General features: G+C 46.6%; 13 protein-coding genes and 1 riboswitch. Of the genes, 5 read left to right on the top strand and 8 right to left on the bottom strand.

The window, feature by feature from the left end; all coding sequences use genetic code 11:
- Nucleotides 1–33: 33 nt before the first annotated feature.
- The 3 genes from GGU45_RS09050 to GGU45_RS09040 form a co-directional block, all read right to left on the bottom strand.
- A complete protein-coding gene (locus tag GGU45_RS09050; protein WP_435223979.1) occupies nucleotides 34–639 on the bottom strand; it encodes a Crp/Fnr family transcriptional regulator in 606 nt (201 codons plus the stop codon).
- A 509-nt stretch (nucleotides 640–1148) separates the two neighbouring features.
- Nucleotides 1149–2138 carry a WD40/YVTN/BNR-like repeat-containing protein gene (locus GGU45_RS09045; RefSeq protein ID WP_435223978.1) on the bottom strand — a complete coding sequence of 330 codons (990 nt, stop codon included), beginning with the start codon at nucleotides 2136–2138 and terminating at the stop codon, nucleotides 1149–1151.
- A gap of 42 nt (nucleotides 2139–2180) precedes the next feature.
- Nucleotides 2181–2873 carry an outer membrane beta-barrel protein gene (locus tag GGU45_RS09040; protein ID WP_435223977.1) on the bottom strand — a complete coding sequence of 231 codons (693 nt, stop codon included), beginning with the start codon at nucleotides 2871–2873 and terminating at the stop codon, nucleotides 2181–2183.
- Nucleotides 2874–3204: 331 nt separating this feature from the next.
- Here GGU45_RS09040 and thrS point away from each other — a divergent pair, with 331 nt between their 5' ends.
- The 3 genes from thrS (at nucleotide 3205) to GGU45_RS09025 (ending at nucleotide 7060) form a co-directional block, all read left to right on the top strand.
- Nucleotides 3205–5148: a threonine--tRNA ligase gene (thrS, locus tag GGU45_RS09035; protein WP_435223975.1), complete on the top strand. Its 1944-nt coding sequence runs from the start codon at nucleotides 3205–3207 to the stop codon at nucleotides 5146–5148.
- Between the two features lie 152 nt (nucleotides 5149–5300).
- Nucleotides 5301–6614, top strand: coding sequence for a ribosome biogenesis GTPase Der (der, locus tag GGU45_RS09030; RefSeq protein ID WP_435223974.1), 1314 nt, complete (start codon nucleotides 5301–5303; stop codon nucleotides 6612–6614).
- A gap of 56 nt (nucleotides 6615–6670) precedes the next feature.
- Nucleotides 6671–7060: a hypothetical protein gene (locus tag GGU45_RS09025; RefSeq protein ID WP_435223973.1), complete on the top strand. Its 390-nt coding sequence runs from the start codon at nucleotides 6671–6673 to the stop codon at nucleotides 7058–7060.
- A gap of 149 nt (nucleotides 7061–7209) precedes the next feature.
- Here the strand turns inward: GGU45_RS09025 and GGU45_RS09020 are convergent, their stop codons facing one another.
- The 4 genes from GGU45_RS09020 to GGU45_RS09005 are packed head-to-tail and all read right to left on the bottom strand — an operon-like array spanning nucleotide 7210 to nucleotide 10410.
- On the bottom strand, nucleotides 7210–7866 hold the full coding sequence (locus tag GGU45_RS09020; protein WP_435223971.1) for a response regulator: 657 nt from the start codon (nucleotides 7864–7866) through the stop codon (nucleotides 7210–7212).
- Between the two features lie 6 nt (nucleotides 7867–7872).
- Nucleotides 7873–8667, bottom strand: coding sequence for a sensor histidine kinase (locus tag GGU45_RS09015; RefSeq protein WP_435223969.1), 795 nt, complete (start codon nucleotides 8665–8667; stop codon nucleotides 7873–7875).
- Nucleotides 8634–9299 carry a hypothetical protein gene (locus tag GGU45_RS09010; RefSeq protein WP_435223967.1) on the bottom strand — a complete coding sequence of 222 codons (666 nt, stop codon included), beginning with the start codon at nucleotides 9297–9299 and terminating at the stop codon, nucleotides 8634–8636. Before GGU45_RS09010 ends, GGU45_RS09015 begins: the two co-directional genes overlap by 34 nt.
- 7 nt (nucleotides 9300–9306) lie before the next feature.
- A complete protein-coding gene (locus tag GGU45_RS09005) occupies nucleotides 9307–10410 on the bottom strand; it encodes a hypothetical protein (RefSeq protein ID WP_435223965.1) in 1104 nt (367 codons plus the stop codon).
- Nucleotides 10411–11331: 921 nt separating this feature from the next.
- Here GGU45_RS09005 and GGU45_RS09000 point away from each other — a divergent pair.
- Both GGU45_RS09000 and GGU45_RS08995 read left to right on the top strand, forming a co-directional pair.
- Complete coding sequence (locus tag GGU45_RS09000) at nucleotides 11332–12195, top strand: isocitrate lyase/PEP mutase family protein (RefSeq protein WP_435223963.1); 864 nt, start codon at nucleotides 11332–11334, stop codon at nucleotides 12193–12195.
- A gap of 242 nt (nucleotides 12196–12437) precedes the next feature.
- Nucleotides 12438–12512: riboswitch (Fluoride riboswitch) on the top strand.
- Between the two features lie 35 nt (nucleotides 12513–12547).
- Nucleotides 12548–13846: a voltage-gated chloride channel family protein gene (locus tag GGU45_RS08995; protein ID WP_435223961.1), complete on the top strand. Its 1299-nt coding sequence runs from the start codon at nucleotides 12548–12550 to the stop codon at nucleotides 13844–13846.
- Nucleotides 13847–14039: 193 nt separating this feature from the next.
- Here the strand turns inward: GGU45_RS08995 and GGU45_RS08990 are convergent, their stop codons facing one another.
- Nucleotides 14040–15014, bottom strand: a complete 975-nt coding sequence (locus GGU45_RS08990; RefSeq protein ID WP_435223960.1) for a family 43 glycosylhydrolase — start codon at nucleotides 15012–15014, stop codon at nucleotides 14040–14042.
- Nucleotides 15015–15534: the final 520 nt, after the last annotated feature.

Below are 15534 nucleotides of genomic sequence, written 5' to 3'. Positions count from 1 at the left end.
CCACTCTACATATGTTGAGCAGGATGAAAATATTTAAATGACTCCTAGCTCTTTGCGTATGCGGCTTAGTTGTGTGGGGGTAATACTCAGGTGAGAGGCGATATACTGCAGCGGGATCCTTTTTTCGATGCCCGGATGTGCCTGAAGGAGTTTTAAATAGCGTTCGGTTGCAGTTTCTGTAAGCAGGGAGATCTCTCTTTGCTCATTGTCTACAATCCATTTTTGCTCCAGGTAAGCAATATAGAGATTTTTAAGTTCGTCATTTCCATTGACAGCTGCCTTGGTTTTCAGATACGGTAAACAGAGGGTTACGGTATCTTCAATGGCTTGTAACATAAACTCGGTAGGCACTTTCAAAATAAGTGAAAACCGGGTACTGGCGAAATCATTTTCCAGGTAAATGTATTTGTTCCATGTATTTCCAGCGTTGTCGATAAAATAGGACCGCAACGCGCCTTTGCATATAAAGTGAATATCATTGCCCTGCCGGCCACTGTGGAGTAATACGTCATCTTTTTTAAATTTCCTGAATTGAATAAACTGTTCCAGCAAGATAAAGGCACTTTCGGATATGGAATAGTAACCTGAAATGGCCTTTTTAAACCCGGATATATATTCAGGGCTGGGGTCTGCTTGCATAGTAACTGTTTTTGCCGGGTATCAACACATCGGAAACTATTATTGGATTCCGGCTTCAAACTTAACGATTATGTCAGATATTTTTATGACTTATGCGATTCGCCAGGGTCGGCAGCGGGGTGAGAAGTGAGGTGTTGCTGGTGTTTGGTATTTGGACCCCGTACTGTAGCTTACTTTTCACGTTTCACTTGTTTGCGGGTGAGAAGCAAGATGTTGCCGGTATTTGGGTCCCGTACTGTAGCTTATTTTTCACATTTCACTTATTTGTGGGTGAGAAGTAAGATGTTGTCGGTATTTGGATTCCGTATTGTAGGTTACTTTTTACGTTTCACTTGTTTGCAGGTGAGAAGCAAGATGTTGCCGGTATTTGGGTCCCGTACTGTAGCTTATTTTTCACATTTCACTTATTTGTGGGTGAGAAGTAAGATGTTGTCGGTATTTGGATTCCGTATTGTAGGTTACTTTTTACGTTTCACTTGTTTGCAGGTGAGAAATAGAATGTTGATGGCTTAGTTCTCCGATGTTACAAAGCTGGCGATAGTTCCCCCGGGTCCGGCCAGGTAAGCCGTCTTTGTGGGTCGGTTAATATAAATCGAATTGAACGGCCGTTCGGAAATTGCTTCCCAGTTTAGCCCCCCATCATTGGTCATGTCCACTCCGTTCAGGCCACAGGTAATCCAGGCGTTTTTACTAAATGGGGCGATGGCACTTCGATAGCCGCGGGGCCCGTTTTGGGGTTGCAGGAAGCTTTTGCCGCCATCCTTACTGATCAGCAATATGCTGTCTCTGCGGTCCGGGGCCTGGAAGTCGCCACCGGCAATCATCAGCAGCTGACCAAAAGCGGCAATGCTGTTGGCCCCGGTGCTTTGTGTCCCCTGCATCAGGGGAAGGCGGGTGATGATGCTACTGCCATTAAAGATTCTCGAATGGACGCCGCCGCTTACCATTAACGGCTTTTGTCGGGCTATAACCAAATTACTGCCGCTGGAGGCAAAAAAGGCTTCACCCGGCAAGGCCGCGGGTCCGGGTACCGGCGTCCAGGAATTACCTCCATCTGTTGTTTGCGCAATAAATAGTTTGTTTTGGACCGGATCGCCGATTACATATCCTGTTTGTTTATTTGCAAAGGCCATCGCATCCAGAAACATAGCGGTATCCCGGTTCTCAAACACCGTTTTCCAGGTATGGCCATCATCGGATGTTTTAAGAATATAAGCCGGGCTGGCAATAACCATGATCAGTGCTGTATGTTCATCCAGCACTTCGATGTCCCTGAAATCCTTTGTTTCAAATCCGGCTACCTGTTTCCACTCCCAGGATCTGCCTGCATCAGTGGAACGGCCAACATAGCCGTTGCTGCCACTTGCCCATATCGTATTTTTAAAAACGCCGATTCCCCGGAGGTTGGTAGCGGTTCCGCTGGTTAGTATTTCCAGGTTTTGCGAAGCCGCTCCCGCGCTGCAAATGCACAGGAGAACAAGAAGCAGGTATCTGAGCATATAAACGATTTGGGAGCTAAGATACCGTGTTTTTGCGGTCCGTCATTTATGATGCATCTTCATCATTTTTCCTTTCCATTTCCGCATGGCCTCACCATTGATCTGCATACCCAGGCTCATGGTCAGGTTCCGGTTGGTAAATGAAGGCGTTTCACCGGGTATATTGGGCTTTTGTTCAACGAACCCGTGATAATAGTTGATCTCGTGGTTGAGATAAAACCCTTCAAAAACGCGGATATTTAATCCCAGGGAAGCATTGCCGCCTGCATCGATCTTTGTATTCATCGCCTTGGTGGTATAGCGCCCGGCAAAAGCGTCCTCGTCTGTTTTAAAAAAAGATTTGCCGCCTACAAGAAACTGTACAGAAGGCCCGATGGTAAGTCTTGGCCGTACCCGCTGGTTGGCATCTCCAAAATTAAAGCTGGCAAAAACGGGAACCTTAATGTAGTTGGCCCGCCCGATGAGCCGGTTGTCGTTGTCTTCATCTTTAAAACTGGCGCCCTGGCTGCTAAAAAAAGTACCAAAGCCAATGCCGGCAACATCTGTAAAATTGTAAGTGGCTGTACGGCCCAGTTCAAATGTAGGGTGAAACTGGCGTTTGGCATCGGCCGGCTTATTGCCAACCGTCCAGCTATGACCAAAAGCCGCCCGGTCGCCAATATTCCATCCGGTTTGCGCGGCCAGGGGCCAGGCGCCCGCTATTAACAAACCTGTAACAATGAATAAATGTTTCATATATAAAGTGTTATTTATGAATAAGCCGGCAAAACCGTGCCAAAAAGATTGATTTTGTTGGTTTTATGGTCGAATTGTCGTTGAAACAATAAATATTTATTTTAAGATCCTGTTTAAATTTTAAACAAGCTCCGAAAGAACGCAAAGTTGTGCCATTTTTTTTGTGACAAATAAAAATTGCCACAACAATTGTAGCATTGTGTCTGGTGTGCAATAAGTTCCACGTTTACCCCGTATTGTTCAAATTTATAGTTGTATGCACTCATATATCTTTGCATACTGCCAATAGTTTGCTAATTTTGCAATCTTATTTTATTGAATTTTAATGAATATGATCGATATAACATTTCCTGACGGAGCCCGGCGTTCCTATGAAGCCGGGGTTACGGCGCTGGATGTGGCCAAATCTATTTCAGAGGGATTGGCCAGAAAAGTAATTGCTGCAAATGTAAACGGGGTTGTTTGGGATGCCACCCGTCCCATTGATACCGATAGCAACCTGATCTTATTAACCTGGAACGATGCTGATGGTAAAAAAGCATTCTGGCACTCAACGGCCCATTTGATGGCCGAGGCGGTAGAAGCTTCTTTTCCCGGTGTGCAATTTTGGGTGGGGCCTCCGCTGGACTCGGGCGGATTTTATTATGATATGGACCTGGGCGATCGTAAACTGTCGGAAGAAGACCTGGGCGCCCTTGAAAAGAAAATGAACGAACTGGCAAAGCTGAACAACCCCTATATCCGTAAGGAAGTGGCTAAAAGCGAAGCTATACAATACTTTACAGAGAAAGGCGATGGGTACAAACTGGATCTGCTGAGCAACCTCGAAGACGGCAATATTACCTTTTATACCCAGGGCAATTTTACCGATCTGTGCCGTGGGCCGCATATACCGGCAACCGGTATCATTAAAGCGCTTAAACTAACCAGCGTAGCCGGCGCCTACTGGAAGGGCGATGAAAAAAATAAAATGCTGACCCGTGTTTACGGCATCAGTTTCCCCAACCAGAAAGAACTGGATGAATACCTGCAGATGCTGGAGGAAGCCAGGAAGCGGGATCACCGGAAGCTGGGCAGGGAGTTGGGTATCTTTACCATGGATGATGATGTAGGCCAGGGGCTGCCGCTGTGGTTGCCCAATGGAACCATCGTGATTGAAGAGCTGGAAAAGCTGGCCAAGGAAACGGAAGATGCCGGCGACTATAAGCGGGTGGTAACACCGCATATTGCAAAGGAGAGTATGTACCTTACCAGCGGCCACCTGCCGTATTATCAGGACAGCATGTATCCGCCGATGGAGGTAGACGGGCAGAAATATTACCTCAAAGCCATGAACTGTCCGCACCACCACAAAATATTTGCTGCGGAGCCTAAGAGTTATAAGGATCTTCCACTGCGCCTGGCGGAATATGGTACCTGCTACCGGTATGAGCAGAGCGGGGAATTGTTTGGGTTGATGCGGGTGCGTTGTCTGCACATGAACGATGCGCACATTTATTGCAGCAAAGAGCAGTTTGCCGATGAATTTCGTGCGGTAAATGATATGTACCTGAAGTATTTTAAGATCTTCGGGATCGACCGGTATGTGATGCGGTTGTCTTTACACGACCCCGAAAAACTGGGACAGAAATACATTAACGAACCGGAACTGTGGCTGGAGACCGAGGCGCTGGTGCGGAAAGTGCTGGTGGAGTCCAATATCCCCTTTGTGGAGGTAAAGGGAGAGGGCGCGTTTTATGGCCCTAAGATCGATGTACAGATCTGGAGCGCTATTGGCCGCGAGTTTACGCTGGCCACTAATCAGGTGGATTTTGCACAGGGCCGCCGTTTCAACCTGCAGTATACTACTGCGGATAACGGTCATGATGTGCCCTTGATCATTCACCGGGCGCCGCTGGGTACCCATGAACGGTTCATTGGATTCCTGCTGGAACACTACGCGGGAAAATTCCCGGTATGGCTGGCGCCGGTACAGGTAAAGGTCCTGCCCATCAGTGATAAGTTTGAGGCGTATACCAGGGATGTTTACCGGGCCTTGCGCAGGGCCGGTATCCGGGCGGAGATAGATGAGCGTAATGAGAAGATCGGTAAAAAGATCCGGGATACCGAACTGATGAAGATCCCTTATATGCTGGTGATTGGTGAAAAGGAAATGAACGATGGCAAGGTGGCCATCCGCAGACAGGGTAAGGGCGACGCCGGTACAAAAACCATTGAGGAATTTATTGAGGGCGTTAAAGACGAAATTGCTGACAGGGCGGATGCGGCGGTATAGGGTTCGATGTTTCAGGTTTAAAGTTTCAGGTTTCACGTTTCAGTTGAAGCCGGTTTTATGCTTGATGTTCCATTTCCACATTTCCACATTTTTAAGATTCAGGTCTCGGTTTTTTACATTTATTATTTTACATTTTATATTTTACATTTCCAATGAGTTTTACCGTAGCTATTGTAGGCAGACCCAATGTGGGAAAGAGCACACTCTTTAACCGTTTGCTGGAACAGAAGAAAGCGATCGTTGATGATGTCAGCGGTGTAACCCGCGACCGTCAATACGGGATCAGTGAGTGGAACGGTAAAACCTTTAATGTAATTGATACCGGTGGGTTTGTACATGGGAGCGAAGATGTTTTTGAAAAAGAGATTGCCAAACAGGTATTGGTGGCTGTGGAAGAAGCCAATGTAATCCTGTTTATGACCGATGCGGCTACGGGCATTACCGATCTGGATGATGCCATGGCAAAAGTATTGCGCCGAAGTACCAAGCCCGTTTTCCTGGTGGTAAATAAGGTGGATAATAATGAGCGTCTGCTGGAGGCTAATGAATTTTACAGTATGGGACTGGAACAGCTGTTTTTTATTGCAGCGGCCAGCGGAAGCGGAACCGGGGAGTTACTGGATGCTGTTACGGACCTGATGACAGACGAAGTGGGGGTGGATGAGCATATTGCCCAGCTTCCTAAATTTGCGATCATTGGCCAGCCCAATGTGGGCAAATCATCACTTCTTAATGCATTAATTGGAGAAGAGCGTACCATCGTAAGTAATGTTGCCGGTACTACCCGCGATACCATTCACACGCATTATAATCTGTTTCAGAAGGAGTTTGTTTTGATTGATACGGCGGGTATCCGCCGCAAAGCCAAGGTACATGAGGACCTGGAGTTTTATTCCGTTATTCGCGCCATCAAGGCCATGGATGAAGCGGACGTTTGCATCCTGCTGCTTGATGCTGAAAAAGGAATTACGGCCCAGGATCTGAACATCTTTAGTCTTGCCGCAAAAAAAGGCAAAGGCATCGTGTTGCTTGTTAACAAGTGGGACCTGGTACAGGATAAGAAGACGAATACGGCCAAAGAATACGAAGACCTGCTAAAAAAACGGCTAGCTCCGTTTAGCGATGTACCCATCCTGTTTGTATCGGCCACCGAAAAAACAAGGATCTATAAAGCTATTGAAACGGCGCTGGAAGTATACCAGAACCGGCAGCGCCGGATCCCTACCAGCAAACTAAATGAAGTAATGCTGAAGGCGGTGGAAGCCCATCATGCACCGGTAGTAAGAGGTCATGCGATCAAGATAAAATTTGTAACACAGTTGCCCACTGTAGTACCCTCCTTTGCCTTTTTCTGCAATTTCCCGGATGATGTAAAAACACCTTACCGGAACTACCTGGAAAATCAGTTGCGTAAAAATTTCGATTTTAGCGGAGTCTCCGTACGTCTGTTCTTTAGAAAAAAATAACCGTTGCAAAGGGTTACTTTCCGGTTGAGGCGGAATAATAAAAAAATAAGATCGTTATGAAAAATGGATTGAAATTGACCGCTTTAGGAATGGTGTTATTGCTGGCGTCCTGTGATCTGAGCTCCGGAAACAATACGGAGGCGAACCAGGACTCATTGTCATCTGATTCTATTTCAAAACTTACGGACAGTACCACAAAGGCCGTTTCCGAAACCTTGTCGGAGGCCGGCAAGAATGCAGACAGCTCGCTGCGAAGCCTGGGTGATTCATTGAAGGCAGACCTGAAAGATGCCGCCGGCAAAGTAAAGGACCGTTCGGTAGAGTTGGGAAGTAAAGCCAAAGAAAAAGCCCGGGAAGGCATCAATGCGGTAAAAGAAGGCGCCGAAAAGATTAGCAATGCCGCAAAAGCGGGTGTTGAGGCCGGCAAAGAAGCGTTGAAAAAATAGGCGGCACGCGGGTTTTTTGTTTTGGAAGTGCAAAAGAGATTTCAGAGGGGGTCAAAAACACATCGGATGCGGTTCACAAAACGGTGGATGACGCCCGCAAGACACTCAAGGGAGCGTAAATGCGTTTAAACCCCGCTGAATTTCAGATCTCACCTGACGCGGAAATAGTTGTGCCTGATGGCATATAACACCAGACCCACCCGCGACTTTTGTTCCAGTTTTTCAAAAAGGCTGTCCCGGTAACCATCAATGGTGCGTGCGCTTACAAACATACGGTCGGCAATTTCCTTATAAGTAAGGTCGCTGCAGCAAAGGCCCAGGAACTCTTTCTCCCTTGCAGATAGTTTTATTGGGTTGCCGGGTTCATCTTTTGACCGGTTCATGGTAAAAAGCAGTTTTCCGGTGACCAGTTTTGATAAATGGTAGCCATCGGCACTAATATCCCGGATGGCCCGGAACAGCTCCGGCGGGTCGGCATCCTTCAAAATATATCCTTTGGCGCCGCAGCGCAGCATTTTGATCACCATTTCCTCATCGTCATTCATGCTGAGCACAAGCACTTTTGCCAGGGGAAGATGCTGCTCAATCCACAGCGCCGTTTCATAACCGTCCATTTCGGGCATGTGCACATCAAGCAGCACTACTTCGGGTTGCAGGTTTTTATGCGCGATAGCTTCAATAAACTGCCGGCCATTGTCGGCTTCCAAAACAACGGAAAAATCGTCTTCTTCACCAAGGATATTGGAGAGGCCCTTTCGCAACATAGCATGGTCGTCCACAATGGCAATCGATACCGGCTGGAGCATAGTTAGTTATTTAGCTGCTTCTAATGTTATTTCCACTGTTGTACCCTGGTTAATGGCGCTGGTAATGTTTAGCTCCGCCCCAATGGTATGGGCCCGGGTTTTCATGTTCAACATTCCGATACCACTGGCCCCGGTGCCCTCTAAATTAAATCCTTTTCCGTTATCCTGTATAAAAACTTTAAGTCCGCACAATTCATAATCGATCCGGATATTTACGATAGTGGCGGCTGCATGTTTGATGATATTGTTCAGCGCTTCCTGCACCATGCGAAAGAGGATGATCTCTTTTTTCGGATCGGGCCGGAAGAGGGGTGGCTGGCTTTTGAAGAAAACTTCGAAGATGCCTGTTTTATTAATGCGTTCCGCTTCGTTCCGGATGGCTTCGGTAATGCCGATACTGCTTACTTTTTCTCCCAGCAGGGTTTTGGAAATGCTGCGTATCTGGTCGATGCTGGCGCTGAGGAGCTCTTTGGTCGTTTCAATCTTTTCCTGGTCTTTCGTGTTGCCAGGGTCCTTCAGGGTATTAAGGTTGAGTTTGGCTAATGAGAGCTGCTGGCCAATATTATCGTGCAGCTCACGGCTGATGCTATCAAAAGCCTGTTCCTGGATCTCGATTTTTGAGTGGAGCAAATCTTTTTCAAAGGCCGATTGCATATCCTCTTTTTCTTTGGCATGTTGAAAGCGGCGGCGCTGGTATTGCATTATAAAATATACAATGCAGCCAACAAGGGCCCAGAAAATAATGATGCCCGCAATGATGACGATGATCACTTCGTTGTATTTGTCGTTTTCACCTGGCATATAAAAGCGTAAGCAAACAGGGTGTACATGATGATGTTGGTAACCTGGAGCACGGGTTTAAGACTTTGCGCCAGCCATTCAAAATTACTGCTCAAAAAATTATACATTCCCATATAGGGCACCCCGGTGGTGTAAAATATCATGATCCCGGTTGTAATCCAGAACTCGCTGCTTTTGGCGATGGAATAATTAGGCGGCAGCCATTTGAAAAGCTGGTAATAGTAGGAGAGGCCAAAAAAAATCATGCAGCTGCCCCCCAATAAAAAGGTATAACTGTTCCATTGCAAAATATTAAAGAATCCAAATACAAAAAGGTACCAAAGCAGGGGAAACAACAGCAAAAACACGTTGATGCTTTTTTTTATGATTTCGCTATTAATAACTCCCTTAAAAAACAATGTATAGAAAAGGAATTCAATCAGCATAAAAAAATTGTACTGGGGCAGCACATTGGTATTGATGGAGAACCGGTTCCTGAAAAATATAACGCTGGTCTCCAGCACGGTGGTGTAAAGCACTAATATAAAAATGCGCTTTACCGGAGGGGATTCCATTCTTTTAAACACAACGATGCCTGCAGCGAGGGCGAGGAACAGACTCGCCAGGTATAGATATTCCAGTATTTCGGTCATGCTCCTGTTAGTTGATAGCGTCCAGCGATTCCATATTGCCTTTCTTTGGCGGCGGTGTGGGGCTGCCTGTGTCAAAAGAAACGATGGCGTCATCGGTAAGTGCTTTGTTGCCCACAGAAATCTTTATCATTTGTGCCAGGAATTCTTGTTTCTTTTTGGGGTTGTTTTCCTTCTGGAGATTTGTAAGCAACGTATTAAGCGGGTCTAGTGCTTTGCCTCGCAGGCCTTCGATGGCTGCTTTAATTGCTTCAATAAATTGGGTGGCATTTTTAGGGGTTGTATAATCGGAACCATCGGAGTTAGCAAAAATAAAATCAATCCCCAGCCGGGACCGGACAGTATCGGGTTCCTGATCAAGGTGGGTGAATAATCGCATTTTAAGGGAAGATGCAGGTATACAGTCGATGTAATCGATCATTTGCTTCACTTTATCCCGGTTAAAAAAAACATGTTTTGTTTCTTTGCCATATTTATTGCGCAAAGCCGGATCCAAAGTGCCATTGAGCGTCAAACGTTTTTTGGTTCTGTGCGGTTTTTGAAAGTTCCTGACATAACGAGCGGCCCGTTTTCTCTTGATGGTTTCAAAGGGCTCTTCAGCATTGGGGTCAAATATATAAAAGGTGTTTTTTGAGTAGTCGGCTGCCGGATGTGGTCCTTTCTTGTCCTTCTTGTCTTTGGTAGGTGTAAAAATGAAAACCAGTTTCCACCTGTTTTGCTGGTCGGGCAGGGGCTGATAGAAATTTTCCTTCCAGCGGGTACCTAAATAAATGCGCATCCCGGAGGCGTCTTTCATTTTTATAATGTGATTGCTAAGGAAATTTTGAAAATCGGTTTTTTCTTTAATGAAAAGTAAATCCGCTTCGGGGCCTTTTTTTGACCTGTTGGCAATATTGTCGAGGATCTTTTTTTTGACTCCCTCATAGGTGTTCCTGCGGTTACGGGCCTGATCAGCGCCAATGGCAATGGAAAATTGCCGGCATATACATTCCAGGCATTTTTCCGCATCATTAGTTTTTATTAGCTGCCGGGTTTGGCCATGAATGGGCACCAGGGCCGCCGCTGTTATATACAAGAGCAATACCAGGCGGAGATGACAGTTTGTTTTTCTCATAATCGTATCATTTTATAACGAAATTATTCCGCAAAATAAACAGCGCCGTATGCCGGCACACCCGTTTTTTCACGGTATTTTACCCCAGTTTCTTAAACCAAAATTAAAGGTGGTTGAACGATTGTTTTATGCAAAATGAAGCAGCAGTTTTGCCATGGAAACAAGCGTATGATTCCTTCTTTAAAATTAAGTAAAATGAAATTCAGAATCAAAATATTTGGGTGCATAACATTTTTCCGATTCGTGGGGACACGAATCAGGGCGACCAGCCGTGGTCCCGTCAATGCGCATGCGCGTCAGGTTAATTTTTGCCCTGGGAGCTGCAGCGCAGCGCTGATGCTGTTAGTAAACGATAATACGGGTAATAAAGGTGCAGCGCACCGGTAATCATTGCGGTTTGTACAAGCGGTGTACAGGAAATTACCGCCGCGCTGCGGCTACGGGAGGTTTTGGAGGTTCATCGTTATAAGGGTCAACGGCGCGCTGCGCCTGTTTGGTATTAAAAGATGCGATCTTTTTGGCGTGAAAGGCTTGCCCGTACTACATTTCATGGCAACATGATCTGTTCTTAACTTGATGCGCATGCATCAATGCGGGATCTCCACGCGCCACTTCAGGTTAAATATTTGGTGTATGGCATGTCGCTACACGTCTTTTTATAAAAAATAGTCCCCTGTGGAAACAGGGGACGCAACCAAAACTAACTGCTTATGAGAAAATTGACTAACTTGTATCTGTTTGATAAAATATCCATTTAAACAAATCCGGGAATATGCAGGGTTCTTAATACTGCAAAAAGATACGTTTAAAGGGATTTGGTTTAGTGCAAGGATGATGCCAAAATTGCCAATATGGCGAAAAATAGTTGTTGCCAGCCGCATTTCTTTGTGCAATAAAAGTGTTCGGACTAAATACGATGTTATGGTTTCAGCAATTCAAAAGGAGAAAGCGGAACGTTTTCTGAAGTGGCATTATGACGATGAGATCCTGGTTCTGCTAAATTCGTGGGATACGGGTAGTTCCCGGTTAATTGAGGCCTGCGGTTATAAAGCGATTGCAACCACAAGCATGGGCATCGCGGCCGCCCTGGGTTATCCCGATTGTCAGGCAATATCATTGCCGGAGATGATTCATGTAATAGCCGGAATTACAGCAGCCGTGCAGGCACCGGTAACAGCAGATATAGAAGCGGGGTATGGGACTCATTTGGAGGAGATACTGGAGTCGGTTAAAAAGATTATTGCAACGGGGATCGTTGGAATTAATATTGAGGACAGCATCGATCTGAACCCGGTGCTGATCGATGAAATGGAGTTTTGTGAAAGAATTGCTGCAATCCGTTCATTGTCCGATTCATTGGGCTTTCATCTGGTTATTAATGCAAGGACGGATGCGTTTTATACCTCGACCGGATCACCGGAAGAAAAGCTATCGGAATCAATAAGGCGTGGCAACCGGTACCGTGAGGCGGGCGCCGACTGCATATTTGTTCAGCCCGTATGGGAAAAAGAAACCATTGCAACATTGGTGAAGGAAATTCATGCGCCTGTTAATATTCTTGCAAATCCCACTATAGGGGGCGGAATGCCGCCATCGGTGCAGGAATTGCAGGACCTGGGCGTTGCCCGCTTAAGCCTGGGCTCCGGCCTGATGAAGGCCACCCTGGCCTTAATTAAAAGGGTGGCTGATGAGCTGCTGGTCCAGGGGAGCTATAATGTGTTATCAGCTGCTATGACGCCGGTTACGGAAACGGCATTGGCCTATAAAAGGGCAACAGGATCGTAGCTGCTATCAGAAAATGCGTCCCGGTCTTTTTTTTCTACCGCTTTTTCGTGGTTATATCTTAACCGCAAAGGCCGCCAGGGCTCCGCAGGGGACGCAAAAACCTTCCATCGATCATTGCGGATTCGTTGTGTCCTTTGCCCGCCCGGATGACCAGCCGGACGGGCGTTAAAAAGAAGATTATAAAAAATGTTATCCCCCTCATTGTTTCGTATATTCTAAAGGCAAACTGTATATTTGTGGAATACAAAACAGGAAATGGTGTCTTCCTGACCCAACCGCTCACGCCTTTGGCGGGATCTGATGGCGCCTACAAATAGTAATATTCTATTACACCATTAAATCTATTTGTAGGATGTACCGGTTTAAAACAGAACAGGGAAAAATCTTTTATCAGCTGGCGCACTGGACCATTCGCCTGGTTCCGCTTTCTTTTGCTATAGGCTCACTTGTGGCATTGTTTTTATGGCTGCTGGACTGGGCTACCCACACGCGGTGGCAGCATTTGTGGCTGCTTTTTTTATTGCCACTGGCCGGTGTTTTTATATGGGCCCTTTATCATTATTTTGGCAAGGATTCAGAAGCCGGTAATAACCTGGTGATGGATGAGGTACATGAACCCGGTGGCGGGGTGCCGGTTCGTATGACTCCTCTGGTACTTGCGGGAACGATTATTACACACCTGTTTGGTGGTTCTGCCGGCAGGGAGGGTACCGCCGTGCAGATGGGGGGCAGCATCGCTGATCTTTTTGCCAGATGGTACCGGATCACTAAAGAGGACCGCAGTATCCTGCTGATGTGCGGGATGGCGGCGGGTTTTGGCGCTGTATTTGGCACCCCCGTGGCAGGAGCGCTTTTTGCGATGGAAGTGCTGTTTATCGGTCGCATGAAATATCATGCGCTGATTCCCTGCCTGATTTCAAGCCTGCTGGCGCATGTTGTTTGTATCAGTTACGGTATCCATCATACGAAGTATGCTATTGATACACGAATTTCAGAGGCGGTTACCACCTGGATTCCCGGTTTTACATTTGATCTGTTTCTTTTATTAAAGGTGATTGCTGCAGGCATTGCGTTTGGTCTGGCAGGTATGGCTTTTGCCCGTTGTACCCATTTATTCAAACAGGGTTGGACAAGGCTGATACGGGTTAAATGGCTGATACCGGTGGCGGGGGCTTTGGTGATCGTTGGCTTCAGTTATGCACTGGGCAGTTTTGATTACCTGGGCCTGGGGGTGGTAAACCCGGATGAACATAATAGTATTGTGAGCGCTTTTGCGCCCGGCGGGGTAGATACCTGGAGCTGGCTGTGGAAATTGCTGTTTACGGCTATTACATTAAGCGCGGGTTTTAAGGGTGGGGAAGTAACCCCCTTGTTCTTTATTGGCGCGGCCCTGGGAAACACGATTGCGGCATTGAGCGGCGCCCCGGCCGATCTTTTTGCGGGGCTCGGTTTTATAGCCGTGTTTGCGGCGGCTACTAATACCCCTATTGCCTGTATGGTAATGGGGGTAGAGCTGTTTGGCAGCGAAAATATTCTCTATTTTGCGGTAGCTTGCTTTACCGCGTATTATTTTAGCGGGCATTCCGGTATTTATAAGGCGCAACGGGTGGCGGTTCCGAAAGTTCACCGGACAGGAACGTGGGAGGAATAAACCTGTGGAAGAATTGTTTAATGTTTAAAGTTCCAGGTTCGTTCCGTTTTTATGCTTGATATGACCGATCGCTACGGGAAACTTATCTGTTGATACCCTGAAGGCAGCGATGATCCGATAGGTCGCTTTGCCTATTTTGAAAATGTGCCCGCCCAATAGGAACCGTGAGGATTCACATTCCCAAGTCTTCAAATTATTCCTTTAGCATCCAGCCATTATTTAACAATACTTCTTTTTTTGAAAGGTACCAGGATCGACCTTTGTCATTATTCCCCTGGAAGAACAGGTAATACCGCTGGTTTTTTGCTTTAAATATATCCGGATGTCCCGACTCGCTTTCGTTCCAGCTGCCGGGTTGGCCGTTGGGCAAAAAAGGCCGGGCCGATAAACGCTGCCAGCGGATACCATCAGTACTCCGCGCGAGGCCAACCTGTTGCGGCTCGTTATTATAGGCTCCGGCATAAAACATATAGAGGTATTTGCCTTTTTGTATGCAAGCGGCGGCTTCAATACAGTTTTTTTCCCAGGGAAGTTCGGGCTTCAATATTGCGCTATCGGTAAGCTGGGTCCATTCTTCGCGGTTAAAACTGGTATTCAGGCTGGCTGTGGCTGCAACACCCTGCATCTGTACCCGGTAGTCCGGGTCGCGTGTGGCAAAGTACAGAAAGTACCGGTTCTTAAAAGCCACCACCTCTGCGTCAATTGCCCTGCCACAGGTCCAGCTGCCTGTGGGCCGGAAGATGGGATTGGTGCTGTTCCGCGTAAAGTGAATACCGTCCGTGGATATGGCATGGCAGATGGCATCATTTTTTCCATTGCCATAGGTTTGGTAAAACAGGTTTACCCTGCCGTCTTTTACAAGAGCGCCGGGAGCACAAAGCCCGTTCTTTTCATAGTCGGCGCCGGGCTTAATAGTGCCAGCCTTTTTCCAGTTAGTAAGGTCCTGGCTCTCTGCGATGCCGATGCTCCAATTTTTGTTATCAGAGCCGGGTACCGAATAGTACATCAGGTATCTTCCTTTAAAATAGATCACCTTGGGGTCTTTGGCAACCGGCTTTGCGATCACCCCTGAATCGCTGTAATACATCTGCGGCCGCTGTTGTGCCATAACAACCGCACCCGCAAAAACAAAACAGGTAATAAGAAATCCTCTTTTAAAATGGTTCATACTGCAAACGTTTTTTGGAAGCGGTACAAGATAGGAAGAAAATGATGTTTTTTGGTATCTGCTGTTTTGCCGTTGATAATAGACGGGTATCTATTTTATCAAAATGGCTGTTCTCTTAAATGAGGCTTTCAAAAGTCGCTTTACAGCATGATGCCGTTCCGAAGATGTCATCCCGGGCCTGACCCGGGATCTATTCTTGTTTCAACATCTATTGACGAACAATCATCTTTAGATGCCGAAACAAGCTCAGCATGGACTACTGCAACTCCTATGTCATTTGTCCGATGCTTCCGGGTTAAAGGTTCTGCTGAGCGCTAAAATCTAAATCCCCGGAATCTGAATACCCAATGCCATTTCTGATTTCTGACAAACTCACTAAGATACGAAGAGCGCGTTAATGGTTGAACTTCAAATCTCAAACTACTGGTGTCCGGGGAAAAAAGTAAGTGTAAATAAAAGAAGGAGGCTTTTGGGCCTCCTTTTAAGTAGATTTAGGTTACCACACACAAAATCTACGTAT

The sequence above is a fragment of the Niabella hirudinis genome (assembly GCF_051201075.1).
GTDB classification, from domain to species: domain Bacteria; phylum Bacteroidota; class Bacteroidia; order Chitinophagales; family Chitinophagaceae; genus Niabella; species Niabella hirudinis.
Note: the sequence above shows the minus strand (reverse complement) of the source record. Positions and strands in the feature narration are given on the sequence as shown.